Source organism: Neorhizobium sp. T25_13 (assembly GCF_002968675.1).
GTDB classification, from domain to species: domain Bacteria; phylum Pseudomonadota; class Alphaproteobacteria; order Rhizobiales; family Rhizobiaceae; genus Neorhizobium; species Neorhizobium tomejilense.
Window position 1 is genome coordinate 74,318 of sequence record NZ_PVBI01000015.1, and the last position, 18,066, is coordinate 92,383.

Annotated in this window: 12 protein-coding genes; 3 read left to right on the top strand and 9 right to left on the bottom strand. The window is 61.9% G+C overall.

Translation table 11 applies throughout. The annotated features are described in order from the left end of the window. Position 1: 1 nt before the first annotated feature. Positions 2-1,924: a methyl-accepting chemotaxis protein gene (locus C5J22_RS26365; RefSeq protein WP_105440698.1), complete on the bottom strand. Its 1,923-nt coding sequence runs from the start codon at positions 1,922-1,924 to the stop codon at positions 2-4. A gap of 347 nt (positions 1,925-2,271) precedes the next feature. Here C5J22_RS26365 and C5J22_RS26370 point away from each other — a divergent pair, with 347 nt between their 5' ends. Both C5J22_RS26370 and C5J22_RS26375 read left to right on the top strand, forming a co-directional pair. Continuing rightward, entirely contained in the window at positions 2,272-3,312 is a 1,041-nt protein-coding gene (locus C5J22_RS26370) for an SMP-30/gluconolactonase/LRE family protein (RefSeq protein WP_105440647.1), read from the top strand. Positions 3,313-3,857: 545 nt separating this feature from the next. Beyond that, positions 3,858-6,149: an autotransporter outer membrane beta-barrel domain-containing protein gene (locus tag C5J22_RS26375; protein ID WP_105440648.1), complete on the top strand. Its 2,292-nt coding sequence runs from the start codon at positions 3,858-3,860 to the stop codon at positions 6,147-6,149. Positions 6,150-6,185: 36 nt separating this feature from the next. On the opposite strand, the gene C5J22_RS26380 is transcribed toward C5J22_RS26375, so the two are convergent. From C5J22_RS26380 to C5J22_RS26390, 3 genes are read right to left on the bottom strand one after another with little or no spacing between them, the layout of a single operon-like run. Then, positions 6,186-7,007, bottom strand: a complete 822-nt coding sequence (locus C5J22_RS26380; RefSeq protein WP_105440649.1) for a galactosyl transferase — start codon at positions 7,005-7,007, stop codon at positions 6,186-6,188. A gap of 31 nt (positions 7,008-7,038) precedes the next feature. Next, the gene (locus C5J22_RS26385) at positions 7,039-8,037 is read right to left on the bottom strand and encodes a polysaccharide pyruvyl transferase family protein (RefSeq protein WP_105440650.1); all 999 of its coding nucleotides are present in this window, start codon (positions 8,035-8,037) and stop codon (positions 7,039-7,041) included. 40 nt (positions 8,038-8,077) lie between these two features. Then, positions 8,078-9,559, bottom strand: coding sequence for a lipopolysaccharide biosynthesis protein (locus C5J22_RS26390; protein WP_105440651.1), 1,482 nt, complete (start codon positions 9,557-9,559; stop codon positions 8,078-8,080). Positions 9,560-10,082: 523 nt separating this feature from the next. On the opposite strand from C5J22_RS26390, the gene C5J22_RS26395 reads away from it, so the two are divergent. Then, complete coding sequence (locus C5J22_RS26395; protein WP_105440652.1) at positions 10,083-11,036, top strand: formylglycine-generating enzyme family protein; 954 nt, start codon at positions 10,083-10,085, stop codon at positions 11,034-11,036. 73 nt (positions 11,037-11,109) lie between these two features. On the opposite strand, the gene C5J22_RS26400 is transcribed toward C5J22_RS26395, so the two are convergent. From C5J22_RS26400 to C5J22_RS26420, 5 genes are read right to left on the bottom strand one after another with little or no spacing between them, the layout of a single operon-like run. Next, positions 11,110-12,771 carry a glycoside hydrolase family 3 protein gene (locus C5J22_RS26400; protein WP_105440653.1) on the bottom strand — a complete coding sequence of 554 codons (1,662 nt, stop codon included), beginning with the start codon at positions 12,769-12,771 and terminating at the stop codon, positions 11,110-11,112. Positions 12,772-12,783: 12 nt separating this feature from the next. Then, positions 12,784-14,544, bottom strand: coding sequence for a sulfatase-like hydrolase/transferase (locus C5J22_RS26405; RefSeq protein ID WP_105440654.1), 1,761 nt, complete (start codon positions 14,542-14,544; stop codon positions 12,784-12,786). 3 nt (positions 14,545-14,547) lie between these two features. Further along, positions 14,548-15,360, bottom strand: a complete 813-nt coding sequence (locus tag C5J22_RS26410) for an ABC transporter ATP-binding protein (RefSeq protein ID WP_105440655.1) — start codon at positions 15,358-15,360, stop codon at positions 14,548-14,550. Next, entirely contained in the window at positions 15,357-17,120 is a 1,764-nt protein-coding gene (locus C5J22_RS26415) for a dipeptide/oligopeptide/nickel ABC transporter permease/ATP-binding protein (protein ID WP_105440656.1), read from the bottom strand. The genes C5J22_RS26410 and C5J22_RS26415 overlap by 4 nt, the downstream gene beginning before the upstream one ends. Then, positions 17,117-18,058 (bottom strand): ABC transporter permease, encoded by a 942-nt coding sequence (locus C5J22_RS26420; protein ID WP_105440657.1) that lies wholly within the window; start codon positions 18,056-18,058, stop codon positions 17,117-17,119. Before C5J22_RS26420 ends, C5J22_RS26415 begins: the two co-directional genes overlap by 4 nt. Positions 18,059-18,066 lie beyond the last annotated feature (8 nt).

The window sequence follows — 18,066 nt, forward strand, 5'->3', positions numbered from 1 at the left end:
CCTAGAACTCCTGCCAATCATTGCTGACCGCAGCGGCCGAGGAGCCGCCGGAGAAGGCAGTGGCAACCCTGCGGGCCAGATTGCGGGCCGGCGAGGCAGCCGGCGTGTCGCGGCGATCGGCCGGACGCGGAATGTGGCGCTGACCGGGCAGCTTGAACTGGGCCAGCAGTTCGTTGAGCGATGCCGCATCCCGGGCCAGACCATGGCTTGCGGCGGTCGATTCCTCGACCATCGCGGCATTCTTCTGGGTATCCTGGTCCATCTGGTTGACGGTCGTGTTGATCTGCTGAAGGCCCGAAGACTGTTCCTGGGCCGACTCCACGATCGCGTTCACGTGCCGGTTGATTTCCTGCACTTCCGAAACGATCGTTACCAGCGCCTGCCCGGTCTGGCCCACCAGCTGCACGCCGGCGTTGACCTGCTCGTTCGACGTCGTGATCAGCGCCTTGATCTCCTTGGCGGCCTTGGCGGAACGCTGGGCGAGTTCGCGCACTTCCTGGGCGACGACAGCAAAACCCTTGCCGGCATCGCCTGCACGGGCCGCTTCGACGCCGGCGTTCAATGCCAGAAGATTGGTCTGGAAGGCGATATCGTCGATGACGCCAATGATGTTGGAAATCTCGCCCGAGGACCTCTCGATCTGTTCCATCGCCTTGACGGCGCGCTGGACGACCTCGCCGGAGTTTTCCGCACCGCTGCGGGTGCGGGCAACCAGCGCGCCGGCCTCCTGAGCGCGCTTGGTGGCGTCCTTGACGGTGGTGGTGATTTCCTCGAGAGCCGCTGCGGTTTCCTCGACGGAAGCTGCCTGCTGCTCGGTGCGCTTGGCCAGATCGTCGGCGGCTGCCTTGATCTCTGCCGAACCGGCCTGGATGCTGCGGGCATTCTCCGCCACCTGCTCCAGGGCCGTCTGCAGCTTGGTCGCCGAGGCGTTGAAATCGTTGCGGACACCGTCCAGCGTCGCGGTGAACTGCTTTTCGATGCGATAGGACACATTGCCGTCAGACAGATGACTCAGGCCTTCCGCCAGATTGTCGACGGCGAACTTGATCTCGGCGGCTTCGCGCGTCTTCTGGGCTTCGCGCTCCATACGCTCGCGCTCGGACAGGCCGCGATTGTCTTCGGCTTCCCGTTCCAGGCGGGCACGCTCCAGCGCGTTGTCGCGGAAGATCGCGACGGCCTTGGCCATCTCGCCGATTTCGTCCTTGCGGTCGAGGCCGTCGACGGCAGCTTCCGTCTGACTGGCAGCCAGCGAAGCCATACGCTCACGCAGGCGGGCCATCGGCGCGGTGATGCCCTTGTGGGCGATGGTCATGGACAGGACGGCAGCGATCGCGATGCCGAAAAGCATGCCGCAGATCGCATAGGTGATCGTGCTGGAGACCGATTGGCTCAGCGTCTTGGCGCCGTTGTTGAGGATTTCGGCCATGGCGCCGTTGTTAGCGCCGAATTTCGGCGAGAGATCGACGATGGCCTGATCGAGCTTCGCTGAGAGCGTACGGACTTTTTCCTTGTCGCCTGCAGTATGGGCCTTGAGAAGATCGTCACCGACCGCCTTCAGCGCGTCGGCGCCGGCAAGCAGTTCGTCGATCGCGGCCTTGCGGCTCGGCACCAGCGCCGGGATCTGGCTCAACCGGTCGCGGGCGCCGGCAAATTCCTTGGAAAACCGGCCGGAAAGATCCTGGAACGCCGCGCTTGCCGGCTCCTGGGCCAGCGCGCGGCTCAGCCATGTCGTCGCGGTCCACATGCCGGCAGCGCCGCGGGGTCCGAAGGTGGCAGCGTTGCTTTCCTTCTGCAGGAAGCCGGAATAAGCCTCGTTGGCGGCGCTGAACCTGCTGGTGACATACATCAGGCCTGCAAGGGAAATGACCGCGAGGATGGCAATCGCCATGAGAAATTTTGTTTTAATCTTTAAATTCTTGAGCATCAGATACCTCGAAAAACGCTGAAAGAGCGACAGTGCATCGAAAAGTGAAAAATGCCGGAGCCGTGCCGGACGGTGCACATCATGCGCAGGGTGATCAAACTTGATCCTCCGTTTGTCATAAGCGCTTTTTCATAATAAAATCTTACTCTTGCCGCAGCGCATCAACGACATATCCGGACCTCCAGGGTGGCTTTCACCACTGCTTAACCAAAGGCGGCAGAAGGCAATCTTGTTTGTTGCGACGCACAATGGACTGCCTTTAATTGGGAGGCGGGCCATCGTCTCGGTTCCCCGTCAAACCGGCAAATTGATATGAAATCAACTATCCATAATCAAAGGACTTCAACGTGAATTTCTCACGCCGCAACATCATGACGCTTTCAGCGGCCGCCCTGGCAACCACCTTCCCGAAAATGGCATCCGCGCAAGCGATCGGCTTTACGCCGAGCCCGATCTACCCCGATCCGGCTATCCAGATCCTCGATCCGAGCTTTGCGAAATATCGCGTCGCCAGCAGCTCGCTCGAACAGGTCGCAACCGGCGCCCGCTGGCTGGAAGGTCCGGTCTGGTTCGGCGACGGGCGCTATCTGCTCGTCAGCGACATTCCGAACAACCGGGTCATGCGCTATGACGAAGCCAACGAGAGCTGGAGCGTCTACAACGCCAATTCCAACTATGCCAACGGCCACGCCCGCGACCGCCAGGGCCGATTGCTTTCCTGCGAACATCTGACACGCCGGGTGACCCGCACCGAATATGACGGTTCGATCACCGTGCTCGCGGACAATTACAACGGCAAGAAGCTCAACTCCCCGAACGATATCGTCTGCAAATCGGACGGCTCCATCTGGTTCACCGACCCGCCCTTCGGCATCGCCGGCGAGTGGGAGGGCGAGAAGGGCACGGCGGAGCTGCCACACTCCGTCTACCGCATATCGCCGGACGGCAAGCTTAGCCTTGTCACCGACGAGCTGAAAGGCCCGAACGGCATCGCATTTTCGCCGGATGAAAAGAAGCTCTACATCGTCGAAGGCCGCGCATCGCCATTCCGCATCATCTGGAGCTACGATGTCGGCGCAGATGGCGTGAAGCTGTCGAACAAGGCGGCATTGGTGACGGCCGACGACAATGGCGCTCTCGATGGCCTCAAGATCGACGTCGATGGCAATCTCTGGTGCGGCTGGGGATCGAACGGCGCTGCAGGCGCCAGGCCCGAGGATCTGAACGGCGTCAAGATATTCAACCCGGCCGGCAAGGCGATCGGCTTCATCAAGCTTCCGGAGCGATGCCCGAACCTTGTCTTCGGCGGCCCGAAGAAGAACCGCCTCTATATGGCGAGCAGCCACTCGGTCTACGCGATCTACGTGGAAACCCGCGGCGCCGTTTAATCACCGCGACCAAATCCGAAGCGGCCGGCCGTCAGGTCCGGCCGTTTTCGCCGGCTGGCGCCTTGCGGTACCGGGCGCCGCGTCGCCGCTGCTCCTGCCTTCAGACCCCCCTATTTGCCCGGGTCGTTCATGTTTTCTTAACATTCGTCATTTCTTATCAAGCCAATTGCGAATCTTGATCAAATTATCCGAAATCAATCTTAGAGTGTATTTTACGGGGCGGCATCATGCGGACTGGCTGCGCGTTTCACGGAACCGGGAAACAGACGCTACTTTCGGGTGTCTGCGGGACGGCGCTCCTTCTGGGCTTCTGCTTCGCAACGCCGGCCTCGGCTCAAACGGTTGATTGGAAGGGAACGACAAGCAGTGACTGGACGGTCGGGAGCAACTGGTCAGGCGGCATAGCGCCCGGTGCCGGTGCAACCATCAATATCAGCACGTTTGGCGCACCGGCGCAGAGCCCGGCCGTCCTCGGCGTTAACGGGCCGGTCAGCGTCTCGGTGAACATACTACAAATCGGCCAGAACCCTACTGTGCCTGCAAATTTGGTAATTCAGAATGGTAGCACTCTGACAAACACAGGCCAGGCGCGGCTCGGAGTTACGGCTGGCAGCACCGGCATGGCGACCGTCACCGGACCGGGATCGCGGTGGAATATGTTAGGGCTACCTCTTACAATCGGCGCTCTTGGAAGAGGCACCCTCAACATCGAAAACGGCGGGCAAGTCACCGCCGGAACCACAACACTAGGCAGCAACACCACCGCATCTTCCGGCACGCTTAATATTAGCAGCGGCGGCACGCTACAGGCTCAATCCTTGCGGGTCGGCGCCGGTGCGGGTCAGGCCAATTTCGACAATGGCATTCTGCGCGCGACGGCCGCCAACCCGACCTTCATCAACGGATTTTCCGGCACCGAACTCAACCTGCTCGCCGGCGGGCTGACGATCGATACCGGCGGCTTTGCCGTGGGAACCGACGCAACGTCGGGCTTCAGCGGCGTCGGCGGCCTGACCGTCACCGGTGGCGGCGGGATTTTCAACCTACTGGCAAACAGCATTTATTCAGGCGAGACGCAGATCGACTTCGGCAGCAGCCTCGCCCTTACGGGTACCGGCGCCGTCGCCAATTCCAGCCGGGTTGTCGCAAACGGCGCTTTTGACGTTTCGGCAGCCGCGGCGCCAGCCATCCGCAGCCTCGCCGGCAGCGGCACCGTGCTGCTCGGGGCGCAAACCCTGACGATCACCAATGCCAACGACACGTTCGCCGGTGTCATCGGCGGCACGGGCGGACTAATGGTCACCGGCGGCAACCAGACGCTTTCGGGCGTCAACACCTATACCGGCGCGACGACGGTGAGCGGTGGCCGGCTGGCCGTCAACGGTTCGATCACCAGCCCGGTCGCGACATCTGGGGCCGGCATTCTCGGCGGCACCGGCACGATCTTCGGCGATGTGACCAATGCCGGCACGATCGCGCCCGGCAATTCGATCGGCACGCTGACCATCGCCGGCAACTATACCGGCACGGGCGGCACGCTTGAAGTCGAGGCCGTGCTCGGCGGGGATGCCTCCCCGACCGACCTCCTCGTGGTGACGGGCAATACGGCAGGCACGACCAACGTCACGGTCATCAATCTCGGCGGCGGTGGCGCGCAAACCGCCGAGGGCATCAAGATCGTCGATGTCGGCGGCGTGTCCGCCGGCTCTTTTTCGCTGCTCGGCGACTATGTGTTCGAGGGCGATCAGGCCGTGGTCGGCGGAGCCTATGCCTATCGGCTCTACCAGGGCGGCGTCAGCACGCCTGCCGACGGCGACTGGTATCTCCGTTCGGCCCTGCTCAATCCTTCGGGCGTTGGGATCGGGATGGTCTATGCGCCGAGCGTTCCTCTCTACGAGACCTATGCCGGCGTGCTGCAGACGCTCAACGAATTTGGCACCTTGCGCCAGCGCAGCAGCGGACGGGCGACCGACGATGGGCAAGCGGAGAGCGACCCCGCCAAGGCCATCTGGACCCGCATCGACGGCACGCATGCGCATTTCAATCCGAGGACTTCGACGACCGGCACCGAATATGATGTGGACACCTGGACGATGCAGGTGGGCATCGACGGAATGCTGCATGAAAGCCGGAGCGGCGCGCTGATCGGCGGCGTCAGTTTTCACTTCGACACGGCCTCGGCGGATATCTCCTCGCGCTTCGGCAGAGGCAACATCGATACGACAGGCTATGGCTTCGACGGCACCTTGACCTGGTACGGCAATAGCGGCTTCTACGTCGACGCCCAGGCTGCCGTCACCTGGTATGACAGCAATCTCAACTCCAGGACGCTGCAATCCACGCTTGCCGATGGCAATGACGGCTTCGGTTATGGCCTGAGCGTCGAAGCCGGACAAAAGATCGCGCTGACGCGCCAGTGGTCGCTGACGCCGCAGGCGCAACTGGCCTATTCCTCCGTTCGGTTCGACGATTTCACCGACGCCTATGGCGCCGCCGTCTCGCTGGACGATGCCGACAGCCTGACCGGCCGCCTCGGCATCTCGGCCGACTATGACAGCGACTGGAAGGACGCCACCGGAAAGATCGGCCGCTCGAAGTTCTACGGCATCGCCAATCTCTACTACGATTTCCTCGACGGCTCGAGGGTCGATGTCTCCGGCCTCAGCGTCGTCAGCAAGAACCAGCCGCTCTGGGGCGGCCTCAGCCTGGGCGGCTCCCGAACTTGGGCAGACGACAGATACACTGTCTACGCAGAGGCCTTCGCTCGCACCAGCCTCAAGGACTTCGGCGACAGCAACGCCATTGGCGCCAAAGTCGGGTTCAGCGCGAAATGGTAGCGTGATCGGTGCCTGTCGACCGGGACACCGCGATATCTACTCCATCTTTCCGGTGGAAAGCCCGAAAAACTCTTTCCTGTACGCCGCCGACAGCGGTCGGAGCTTCGTCAAATTCTTGAGGATCCGGACAGGCTGCTTGAGAACGTTCCTGTTCAGGAAATACATATGGATCAGGCTGGGCGCCTTGCTGTGCGATCCCTTGTGGGCGACACGATAGACCGCGCCCCGGAACGGCAGCGCGTTCAAGGGCGTACCGCGTTCGGCCAGAATGGATTCTATGCGGACATGGCTGCCCAGCATGTCCTTGATCCATGGGAGGGAAACGTCTTCCGCCTTTGACGGCAGTCCGTAGAGGTCCGAACGAATGATCAGCGACGTTCCGCAATAGTGGTTGAACTGGTCGCGGCACAGCAGAATGCTGCCGCCATCGTCCCAGATATAGCCCTTGTCGATTGTCCAGCCGTTCTCGTCTTGGTGCCGGGCGGCATATTCGGTAATTCGGGCGCTGACAAAATCGTCGTCGTCGACGATCATGAAGAAGCGACAATCGCGGGCCGTCAGCATGCCCGCAAGCACGCGGCGACCTTTGTCGGCGCGGAATGAATCGAGAAAATCCTCTTCCGTCGCATCGCCCCGCTCGTGGATGTCGTTCGGCGGAAAGTCCACCCATGCCACCGAGAACTTCTCCGGCAGGACAGGAAGATCGGCACCCCTGTTGGCGACGATCACGCCCCGCCAGTCGGGATTGGTCTGGTTTGCGATGGATGCCACGGTCTGCGTCAGGTTTCGCTTCAGGATGCTCCAGTCGCGCGCGTTGTCCTGGTGCCGTACAGGGATGATGAAGGTCACAACACTCATGACAGCCTCCGGTCGTTGATCTCAGGCAGCATCATGCCGCGACACCCGCCTGTTCTTTTGCCCATCTGATGCCGTCGTCGAGCGAAGTCGCCTTGTAGGAGAGATCGGTGCCTCCGGAAAAGGCGTTCATGAATCGGCGGATTTTTCCGTAATTATTGTCGAGCACAGCATGGCTGCGTCCGATGAGAAGCGAGCAGATATGCACATGCAGGCGGTCCGTCACGATGGCCTTGCCGCGGGAAATCTGGCTTATGCCGCGCTGGAAGCGGTTGTTGGCCGCGGCATCCAGTTTGCGCAGCCGCATTTCGGAAGGGGTGAGATGCAGCAGTGCGGAGGCCGCCCCGAGCGCTTTTGCAACGCGCACCTTCGATCGGCTCTCGGTAATCCAGTCCTCCTTCGGGATGTCCGGATAGGCGGAAAAATCGACCGTTCCGACCTGTTCCTTGTCCTGGCGGAGCATTGCGAGGACCGGAAACTGCGGCGCAGCGGGCTCTATCTTGCCGATGCAGAAGGCCATGTCCGGGCACAGATAGACCTGGCAATCAAAATTTTCCTTCGCGAACTGAAACGACTCCTCGTCGCGCACCAGGAGCACGAAGTTCTTGTGCCTGCCGATCGCGCGTTTGCTCTGCTCCAGCCGTTCTGCGGACTTGTAGTGAATCGATTGCGGAAACTGGACGATCTGCCGGTCGGGAAACAGCTCCATCACGCGCTCCCGGAAATCCTGGTGAAACACCCATATATCGCCGAAATTGCCGCCCCCATGGATGAAGATCGGGCCGTTCGGGGCAGAGCTCTTGAGCTCATCCGGTGAAAAATCATCGGTCGTGCAAACGTAGGAAGGCCGCTTTGCATACCGCTGCTTCAAATAGGCCATCTCTCCCAGCCAGATCGCGGAATCTCCGCAATTCCTGATGTCGGGAAAGTCCAGTATCGCAATCGGTTCATCAGGGCGGATGAACTCTTTAAGGCAATCGTGGGTCCTGTCCTGAAGCTTGGTGATAAGTTCGGATTGCTGAGCACCTGACATTATGCCTCTCTTTCAAAGTTTAGAAGAACAAGCCCCGCGATCAGGCGTGACTGACTTTGGACAAGACCTTGGCGGCGATCTTTCTGACTTCAGTCTCCGGACCGTTTGGACGATCCATAACCAGCCAGAGAAAGATGCTGGAGCCGCAATAGAGAACGCCTCCAAGGCAGATAAGGGCGGCCAGTTGTAGGACCAGCCCGGTATGTGTGGTTTCGACTCCCATGTAGCGATCGGCAAGCGAGACGCCGGCAGCCATGACGGCCGAACTGGCAAGCGCCCGGAAATTTGCCCATAGCTGTGCGGAGACCGAAACGCTGATGAAGCGCTTGACGATGATCATGTTCACGAAAGCGCTGAAGAGGCCGGTAAGCACACGGCTGAATATCAACCCCGGAAGCCCCCAGAACACCAGGCCGATCGTGATCACCGGGATCCGGACGAGAAGCATCTGCGCGTCGCGGATGAACAGGGTCCGGGTTTGCCCGAGCGCCATGCCGAGAGGCTGATTGAGAGATCCCAATGTCTGCAGCGCATAAACGGAGGCCAGCGCCTGGATGATGAAAATCACCGGAAGCCACTTTTCGCCAAGCACGAGCCTGACCAGGGGATCCGCGATGACCGCCATTCCGATCCCGGCCGGCAACGCGACCGCCGTCAGCAGCGCCTGCGTTCGCTGATAGGCCGCGGCGAGACGCGCGGGATCGTGGCGGACATTGGCAAAGGCGGGATAGATGGTGGCGGTCAGCGGCGCGGTCGCTTCGCGCGTCGGCGTCATAGCGAGCTGCCCGCCCAGCGAATAAAATCCCAGAGCGGAGCCGGTCAGCACCTTGCCGATGAGCAGATAGTCGAAACGCCAATTGAGCGTGTTGACGATCTGCCCGGCGGTAATCCAGATCGAAAACGAAAAGAATTCCCGCATATGGGAGAAGGTGATCCGGGGGCGGAACGGCAGGATGAAATAGGACGCCACGACATTGGTGATCTGCATCACCAATGTGCCGACCACCAGCGCCCAATAGGTCTGATAGATGACGGCGATGGCGACGGTCGCCACAAATCCGGCAATCTTCTGGGCAACATTCAGGACGAATTCCTGCCGGAAGATCAGCTCCCGCTGGAGCATGATCCTTCGCGGATTTGCAAACCCGTTGATGAGGAGGCTGAGGCTCAGGACAAGGAGGACGCCGAAAAGGCGCGGGTCGTCGTAGATGAGGGCAGCCGGATAGGCGAACGCGGCGAATAAGGCGCATAATATCAAGCCGCGGGTCGCAGCCAGTGTCCATGCGGCGCTGAAATGGGATTCTCCCGGAGCTTCGTGACGGATAAGAGCTTCGTTCAAAGAAAGCTCGGTGATCGTCGTCACGATGGCGAGCATAGTCGTCGCAAGCGCGACGAGGCCAAAATCCGACGGCAGGAGATACCAGGCCAGGATGATGGTACTGAGGGTCGACAACCCATTGACGATGACCCTTGAGAGGGAGACCCAAAGACTTCCGGTTACCAGGCGGTCAGCGATACTCATGACCGACCTCTTCGCGACAAATACCGATCGTACGTGAGCGACATCATTCCGTAGCTACCCTTTTTCGCGGAGTTCCGGCTCCTTTTCAAGCCGCAGGTTCCGCGCCCGTGATGCGTGAGATTTTCTTGCCGCATTAAAATGGGCGGGCTATCTGCTGGACACTTCGGTCATCGATCTCTCCATGCAATTTTCCCCTGGTAGCTTAAGCGCATTCTCAGTGACCGGACGAGTCGATTGTCTCGCCCGACGGCGTGATCGGCAGCCCTGGCCGGGGCTGCAGACCGCCGACGATCTAGTTGGCCGGAAATGATGTTGGTTTTGTGGTGCCCTTCGCAAGTGCGAAGAGCAGGTGCACAACGTCGAGAGGATGGACGCGTTTCCGGCATTCATCGTCCGATTGCTTTTGGCATTCCCGCGATCGGGCGTTTATACATTTGCCAAGGCGAAAGCCGCCGATGCGGACGATCGGGAGGCTGACGCCTGAAAGTCAGTAAAAAGAATAAACGCATATCAGGAAAACGCGATGAGTGAATGCTGTTCAGGATCGAGACGGGAAACGGAGCAGGGAACATTCGACACACCTGCAAACACGATCTCTCGCGGCATCCGGGGGAAAACGATTGCCGTCAAGGGTGGCGAGACGTTCGTCGGAACCCATGCGCCGGTGCTTTCCGCCGATGGCGAGGGGCCGGAGCGCAAGGTCTCGCTGCAGGATTATTACCTCGAAGCCGAGACGGTCACGGTTCGTCGGTTTGCCGAATTCGTCGAAGCGACCGGGTATGTGACGGAATCGGAGCGGTTCGGCTCGTCGGCCGTATTCGCATCGCTGCTCGGTGACATGAGCCTCGCAACGGGTGGTGTCGTCGGCACCCCTTGGTGGACGCGCATCGACAATGCCACATGGCGGCAGCCGGAAGGTCCGGGCAGTTCGATCGATGATCGGCTTGACCATCCGGTTACCCACGTCTCTTGGAACGACGCACTCGCGTTCGCGCAATGGGTCGGCGGCCGCCTGCCGACGGAAGCGGAGTGGGAACACGCCGCGCGCGGCGGCAACCGCCGCCGGCGGTATCCCTGGGGCGAGGACGAGCCGACCGACAAAGCGATCTTCTGCAATATCTGGCAGGGCCGCTTTCCCGACACCAACACGCTGCAGGACGGATATTTCGGCACCGCGCCGGCGCGCAGCTTCGCCCCGAATGAGGCCGGTTTCTACAATCTCGCCGGCAATGTCTGGGAATGGACCGCCGACCCTTTCAAGGTCCGCTCGCTGTCGAAACAGGCGAAGACGCGGAACGAGCATGCCAAGCGCTTCTCCGACAAGGTGCTGAAGGGCGGCTCGTTCCTCTGCCACAAAAGTTACTGCTATCGGTACCGGATCGCAGCGCGAATGGGCCTTTCCCCGGATAGCGCCTCGAGCAATACAGGCTTCCGGATCGCCTATGACGTCGCAGCTGGAAAGGGTGATGGTCCTTGATCGCGGATGGTCCCCCGTCTGGTCGATCGGTGAGCCCCACATGTCCTACATCCGGCATGCATGCCGGATGCCATCAGTATCGCGCGTCAGACGCTCCGGCAAAGGGATCAACGGGACTGTTGCGGTTCCACGGCCTCCGCCCCATCAGCGCCTCCACCACGGCGGCCTGCATCGCCTCGTGGGTGGAATAGGCGTTTATATAGGTCGGCACCCGGGGGGCATCGTAGAGATAATAGGGAAAACCGAAGGAAATCATCACGGTCGGCAGGCTCGTCCACGGCCGTTTCATGGCGGCTCTGAAATCCCCGTGAAGTGCCCGCCAATCCAGAAAAATGCGCCCGCGCGTCAGAAGCGTCTCTTCGCCGAACAGATAGAGGACGAGGTCGTGCCCGTCCGTATCGAGCGGCGTGCCATAGGGATTGAGGGTGACTTCGAAGCCCTCGGCTGCCAGCATTTCCGGCAGCTTGAAATCCAGCCCCGCATTCTGCATCGGTTCGACGATCCCGCCGGAAACGACGAGGATGCGACGATGCTTTTCGGGATCGAGCGGCAGCGTACCGTTCCTGTCCTTCACCAGCGTGGGCGCGCGAGCAAAAGCTTCGTTGGCCAATTTTTGGGAGGACGTTTCACCTGCAGAGACCGGCATTTCGACGCTGCGATGCAGGCCGAGCGACGCCTTGAGGGCCAGGACGCGTGTGACCGCATCGCGGAAACGCTCCGCCGGAATGCGCCCGGAATGGGCGGCGTCACGCACGGCCGCGATTTCCGCCTCCGGGTTGGACGAGAAAAGAACCATGTCGCAGCCGCTCGCGATGATCTCGATCTTCGCATCATGTGCCGGCATCACGCCTGAAAGGCCAGCCATCTCGCTGGCGTCGGAGACGATCAGGCCATTGAAGCCGAGTTCGCCCCGCAGCAGTGCGGTATTGAGCGGCGCAGAGACCGAAGCCGGCAGATAGGCTTCTTCGCCTGCGTCGGGATCACGCTCCAGGACATAGGCCGGCAGCGCGATATGCGCCGACATGACCGACTTCACCCCCTGATCGATGGCGGCCTTGTAGAGCAGGCCGAAGGTGGCGCGCCATTCTTCCATCGATAGCGGATTGATGGTGGTGACCAGGTGCTGGTCGCGCTCGTCATAGCCTTCACCCGGCCAATGTTTCACGGTTGCGGCAAGGCCGAGGCGCTGGAAGACGCGCATCTGCGCCAGCGCATGACGTTCGATCAGCGCCGGATCCGAGCCATATCCGCGGGTTGCAACGATCGGGCTGCGAAAGGCCGCGTTGATATCCAGCACCGGCGTGAATGACCAATTGATCCCGACGGAACGGGCTTCGCGCGCCATCAGGTCGGAGATCGCCTCGGTCAGCGCGACATCATCGACGGCGGCCAGCGCCAGCGGGTTGGGAACGGCCGTGCCGAAGGAAAGGCTCATGCGTGAGCCTTCGAGATCGGCGGAAACCAGCAGAGGGACCCCAGCCTGGGCCTGGATCGCTGCCATATGCGCACGTTCCCCCGTGCCGTCGGCGCCGAAATAACGGGTGATGCCACCCGGCTGAAGCTCGCCAAGGCGGGCGATCTCCGTCTCGCGGTCGTCGCCGCGCGAATTGAGATTAAAAAGCTGGGCGGCGCGGGCGGTATCGTCCAGGGCCTGGAACGTCTGCGTCACCCAGTCGAGGGCTTCGCGATCGAGATTGAAGGGTGATTTCGTCAGATGATCCAGTCTCGATGGCATCGATCTCTCCGTTCAAACCTGCTCTGTGAGCGCCCGCTCGATCGCCTCGAGCTTTTCCCGGTCCAGCTCCGGCCAAGCCGTTGCGGCCTGCACGAGCGTCTTTGCGGCGAGCGGGGCGGGCAGCGGCCTGTCCGCAAGACGAGGAACCTCCGCGATCAGGATGCGGCGCGTCGTTTCGTCGGCCATGAGTTTCGCGATCGGGATATTCGCCACACTGGCCCCTTGTGGGAAATCGCTTGCCCGCGCCACGCTGCGCTGGCCGGAAACGACCTGCGCCCATTGTCTTTCAATGAGCAGATGTTCGTCGCGCACCGGCCCCGTCTCCGGAAGGCCGAGCCGCTCGAACTGGTCGGAGGGTGCATCGGAGGCCCGCATCAGATCGACAAGCAGGTCGGCCATCCGCAATTCGATCCTATCGTCTCTGAGCGGATTTTTCTGCTCGGGATCTGTCTCAAGGTCGTAGAGCAGCGTCCCGAACACCCAGGGTCCCCGGATCGTCCATCCTGGGACCCGCAGGACAGGAGCCCCTTTGGTGAAGGAGAAAGGCTGCGCAAGCTCCGCCTTGGACAGTTCGTCCGGAGAGAAGCGGGCACGCATATGGGTCGGCATCAGCGTATATTCATGGAGCGGCGAATTGTCCTCGGTGGCGCAGCATCGCATGTAGACGTAACGGCCGTCGGTGACACACACGTGCCCCCCGAAATTCCCGAACAGTCCCGCGTTGCGGACCGGAACATCGTTTCTGACCGTCTCGAGAAGCGGTTTTCCCTGGATATCGGGCGTCGGCCGGAGGTCGAAGAGGTCGAGGAGCGTCGGCGCTATGTCTATGGTCTGAACGAGCGCGGAACGCCGTTCGCCGGCAACCCTGGCCCGCGGATCCCAGATGAAGAAGGGCGTGTGGATCGTCTCGTCGTACCACGGCATGACGGATTTACCCCACCAGCCCTTTTCGCCGAGCATATAACCATGGTCCGTGCAGACGATCAGCATCGTATCGTCCCACATGTTCTTCTCGTCCATCATGTCGAGCAGCCGGCCGAGATTTCGATCGCACATCGAAAGCAGCGCCAGATATCGATGCCGCGCCTGGAGGACCCGTTCTTCCGCCTCGGTGACGCGGTCGTAGGGCGGCCAGTCGAAATCCTCGCCGGTATCGGGATAGAGCGCGTGATATTCGGCATAGCTGAAAAATGGCTCATGCGGATCGAAGGTCTCGATCTGCAGCATCCAGTCGTCCTGGCCAGCATTGGTTTCGATGAACTGCAGACCGGCATCGAATGTCCGCGTCTGCGGGTGGTCACGCTCGTCTGCGAGATAGGTCCGGTTGATGGGGTCCTGCCGCCTCATCTGGTAGAGGAAATCGACGAGACGGGTGCGATCCACACCTTCGACCAAGCCTTTCCAGAGGTCGCCTTCCTGGCCGCGAAAGAACTCGTGCGAAGAAAAGCGCGTGTGATAGGTCGCGCCCCCATCCTCCCAATAATGCTGATGGTCGGTGACGAGGTGGGTGTAGATACCGGCGTTTCTCAGCAATTCCGGCACGCTGTCGTCGAACGGCTCGATCGGTGACCAGGACCGGTGGAGAAAGTTGTACCTGCCGGTATGCATTTCGCGCCGCGCCGGCATGCAGGGCATGGACCCGGCATAACAGCGGTCGAACGTGGCCGTCTTTTCCGCAAGCCGCTCGAAATTCGGGGCATGGGCCGTCCTGTCGCCATAGGGCGGCAGAAGGCGGCGGTTGAGGCTGTCGAACATCAGGACGATGGCGCGCATGGTTTAAGCCGTCATTGCAAGGGCGCGGAACGCCGCGCGCCGTTCCGCCTGCCTTGCGGGATCGGCAACGGGCGCGGCGAGAAGCAGACGCTTGGTGTAGTCGTGAGCGGGGCGCGCCGTCACCTGATCGCATTCTCCGAACTCGACGATCTCGCCGAAACGCATCACCGCAACACGATGCGAAATGTGGCGCACCGCCGCCAGATCGTGTGAAACGAAAAGATAGGCGACGCCCGTCCGCTCCTGGATCTCGATGAACAGATCCATGACCCGCGACTGGGTGGAAAGATCGAGTGCGGAGACCGGTTCATCGCAGACGATGAGGCGCGGAGAGAGCGCCAGCGCCCGGGCAATGGCGATGCGCTGACGCTGGCCGCCGGAAAACTCGCGGGCGAACCGTTCCGCCGCGTCGCTTGGCAGCGCGACCTGATCGAGCAACTTGCGGACCTGCCGGGAGGCATCGGCACGCGAGGCGAGCCGGCGCGCAACAATCGGTTCCGTCAGGATGTCCTCGATCGTCATCGACGGGTTGAGCGAACTATAGGGATCCTGGAAGACCGCCTGGATGGCCGCCTGGACTTTGCGGGCGCGGGGCGGTACCCCGGCGATATGCTCGCCGTCGAACAATATCTGGCCGGAGCTGACCGGGCCGATGCCGAGAATGGCGCGCCCGAGCGTCGTCTTGCCCGACCCGCTCTCGCCCACCAGCCCGACGGTTTCACCGGGGCGGATGGTGAGATTGACGTGCTTCAGGACATGATGGGCGCCGAAATGGACGTTGACGTTGCGGCAATCGACGAGGATCTGATCGTTCATGCGCGCATCCCTTCCGTCATCGGTGGTCGATATGTCCGCGTCATGCCATCTTCGAGAACGGATCCGAGAAGCATGCGGGTGTAGTCGTGCGCCGGAGCGGCGAAGAGGTCAGCCACGGTGTTGATTTCCACGATCCTGCCGTCCTTCATGACGGCCACCCGGTCGCAGCTGTCCGCCACGACACCGAAATTGTGGGTCACCAGCATGACCGCCATGTTGAACTCCTTTTGCAGGTCGCGCAGAAGGTCGAGCACTTCGGCCTGCACGGTTACGTCGAGCGCGGTGGTCGGTTCGTCGGCGATCAGAAGGTCGGGACTGCAGGCGACAGCACCGGCAATGAGGACGCGCTGCGCCATGCCACCCGAGATCTCGTGCGGATAGGCGCGAAACACCCGTTCCGGGTCCGGCAGCTTCACGCGGGCAAGCAGTTTCAGCGCCCGCCGCGTCGCGTCCGCCCGCGAAATCCCGAGCACCGTCATCATCGGCTCGACGAGCTGGAAACCGATCCGGAACGCCGGGTCGAGATTGGCCATCGGCTCCTGGGGAACATAGGCGATGCGCTTGCCCCGAAGAGCCCGGACCTCATCCCCGGAGGATTTTCCGAGATCGATACCATCGAACCGGATGGAGCCGGAAAGAACCCGGCCTCCGGGCGACAAAAGTCCGAGGATGGCAAAGGCCGTCTGGCTCTTGCCCGATCCGCTTTCGCCGACGAGCCCCAGGACTTCGCCGCGCCTGAGGCTGAGGCTCACGCCCTTGACGACTTCGCGCCAGCCTTCGCTTGCAGGATAGGCAACAACCAGATCCCGCACGTCGAGGAGCACGTCGGATGCGGTTTGCGGCAGCGGTTCGCTCACCGCCAGGGGAAGGATCTTCGGCGCCCTGACCTGAACGCCGCCCTGCTGCATGCGGTCGCGGATGGCATTGGCAAGCAACACCAGCGACGCCACGGTCGCCGTGATTGCCAGCCCCGGCCAGAGGATCGCCTGTGGCGAGACATAGATGTTGGAGAAGGCGTCCTGGAGCATGCCGCCCCAGGTCGGCGTGCTGGGGTCGCCCAGCCCAAGGAATTCGAGACCGGACTGGACGACGATGGCGATCCCGGCGACGATGGAGGTCTGGATGACCACCGGCGCCCGCACCGAAAGCAGGATATGCCTGGTGATGATCCTGAGGTCGCTGAGGCCCGAGACCCGTGCCGCATCGATATAGAGTTCGTGTTTGACACCGTTGACGAGATTGCGCGTAAGCCGGAAGAAGCCCGGCGACAGCATCACCCCGAAAACCGCCATCGACAGGTAGATCGAGGCCCCGAGCGCCTGATAGAAGGCGAGCAGTACGATCAGCGCCGGCAGTGCCATGATGCCGTCGGAAATCCAGCGGGCCACCAGATCGAGCTTCCTGCCGTAAAAGCCGGCGAAGAGCCCCGCCGTCACCCCGATGGATGCGGCGATGACGACCGTGATCAGCGCGCCGAGGAAGGTGTTGCGGCCGCCATGGACGAGACGGCTCCATATGTCGCGGCCCGAACCGTCGCCGCCGAGGAGATAACCGTCGCCGGCGACGGCATTGACCTTGAATATCTGGACGGCGGACGGATCGTTGGGGGCAAGCAGAGGCGCGAAGATCGCCGATGCGATGACGATCAGCAGCGCCAGCGCAGCGACAAGGCCTGTCGGATTGGTGAGCACCGAGCGGACGAAATGACGGCGCTGCGAAGCGGCGGGGATTGGCGGCTGGGCGGTGTTGATATCGCTCATGACATCCTCACCTTCGGATTTGCCCATGCGTTGAGGAAGTCGATCAATATGTTCACCAGAACGACCACGATGATGAGGGTCACGACCACTCCCATGAGCACGGGAACGTCGCCGATCAGCGCGGCCGAGACCGTCAACGACCCCATGCCGGGAATGGCGAACACGCGCTCGATGACGGCGGCGCCGCCGAGAAGCGCAATGAACTGTACGGAAAGAACGGTCAGCGCCGCCGGCATCGCGTTGCGCAGCGCATGGCGATAGAGCACCGAACGCGGGCTGACGCCGCGGGCGCGGAGTGTGCGAACGTAGTCCTGCTTGAGCGCATCGATGACCGCGCCCCGGATCTGCTGGGAGGCCGAGGCTATCCCCGAAAGCACCAGCGACGTCACGGGAAGCACCAGGGAAGCCGCCCAGGCGGACGGTGAGGCACTGAACGAAACGTAACCGGTTGCAGGCAACAGGCCGAGCTCGACCGAGAAGGTGAGGACCAGCAGCAGGCCAAGCCAGAAGTTCGGCATGGCAAAACCCGCGACGCTGACGATCTGGATGGCGCGGTCCGCCCAGCCGCCGCGCACAGCCGCGGCGATGCCGAGAATCGCCGAAAGCAGCGCCATCATCGCCACCGCGATCGTCACCATCGACAGGGTGACGGGCAGCCGGCTCGCCAGTGCCGACGCCACGCTTTCGCTCATCGTCCATGACGGACCGAGGTCGCCGCGGACGGCATGGCTCACCCAGTCGCCGAACTGGACCATCAGCGGTCGGTCGAGCCCCAGCCGGCTGTTCAGCGCCGTCACTTGGTCGGCCGTGGCGTTTTCACCGAGGATGTTGCGGGCGACGTTGCCCGTGGCGCCGAAAACCATCATGAAGGTTATCGTCGAGACCAGGCAAAGCAGCGCGATGCCGGAAGCGACCCGTTTCAGAAGATACCGTATCATCGGCGTCC

What these genes read in the sequence shown, in the direction of transcription:
- C5J22_RS26365 (WP_105440698.1), bottom strand. Translation starts at nt 1,924, where the DNA reads ATGCTCAAGAATTTAAAGATTAAAACAAAATTTCTCATGGCGATTGCC.
- C5J22_RS26380 (WP_105440649.1), bottom strand. Translation starts at nt 7,007, where the DNA reads ATGAGTGTTGTGACCTTCATCATCCCTGTACGGCACCAGGACAACGCG.
- C5J22_RS26385 (WP_105440650.1), bottom strand. Translation starts at nt 8,037, where the DNA reads ATGTCAGGTGCTCAGCAATCCGAACTTATCACCAAGCTTCAGGACAGG.
- C5J22_RS26390 (WP_105440651.1), bottom strand. Translation starts at nt 9,559, where the DNA reads ATGAGTATCGCTGACCGCCTGGTAACCGGAAGTCTTTGGGTCTCCCTC.
- C5J22_RS26395 (WP_105440652.1), top strand. Translation starts at nt 10,083, where the DNA reads ATGAGTGAATGCTGTTCAGGATCGAGACGGGAAACGGAGCAGGGAACA.
- C5J22_RS26400 (WP_105440653.1), bottom strand. Translation starts at nt 12,771, where the DNA reads ATGCCATCGAGACTGGATCATCTGACGAAATCACCCTTCAATCTCGAT.
- C5J22_RS26405 (WP_105440654.1), bottom strand. Translation starts at nt 14,544, where the DNA reads ATGCGCGCCATCGTCCTGATGTTCGACAGCCTCAACCGCCGCCTTCTG.
- C5J22_RS26410 (WP_105440655.1), bottom strand. Translation starts at nt 15,360, where the DNA reads ATGAACGATCAGATCCTCGTCGATTGCCGCAACGTCAACGTCCATTTC.
- C5J22_RS26415 (WP_105440656.1), bottom strand. Translation starts at nt 17,120, where the DNA reads ATGAGCGATATCAACACCGCCCAGCCGCCAATCCCCGCCGCTTCGCAG.
- C5J22_RS26420 (WP_105440657.1), bottom strand. Translation starts at nt 18,058, where the DNA reads ATGATACGGTATCTTCTGAAACGGGTCGCTTCCGGCATCGCGCTGCTT.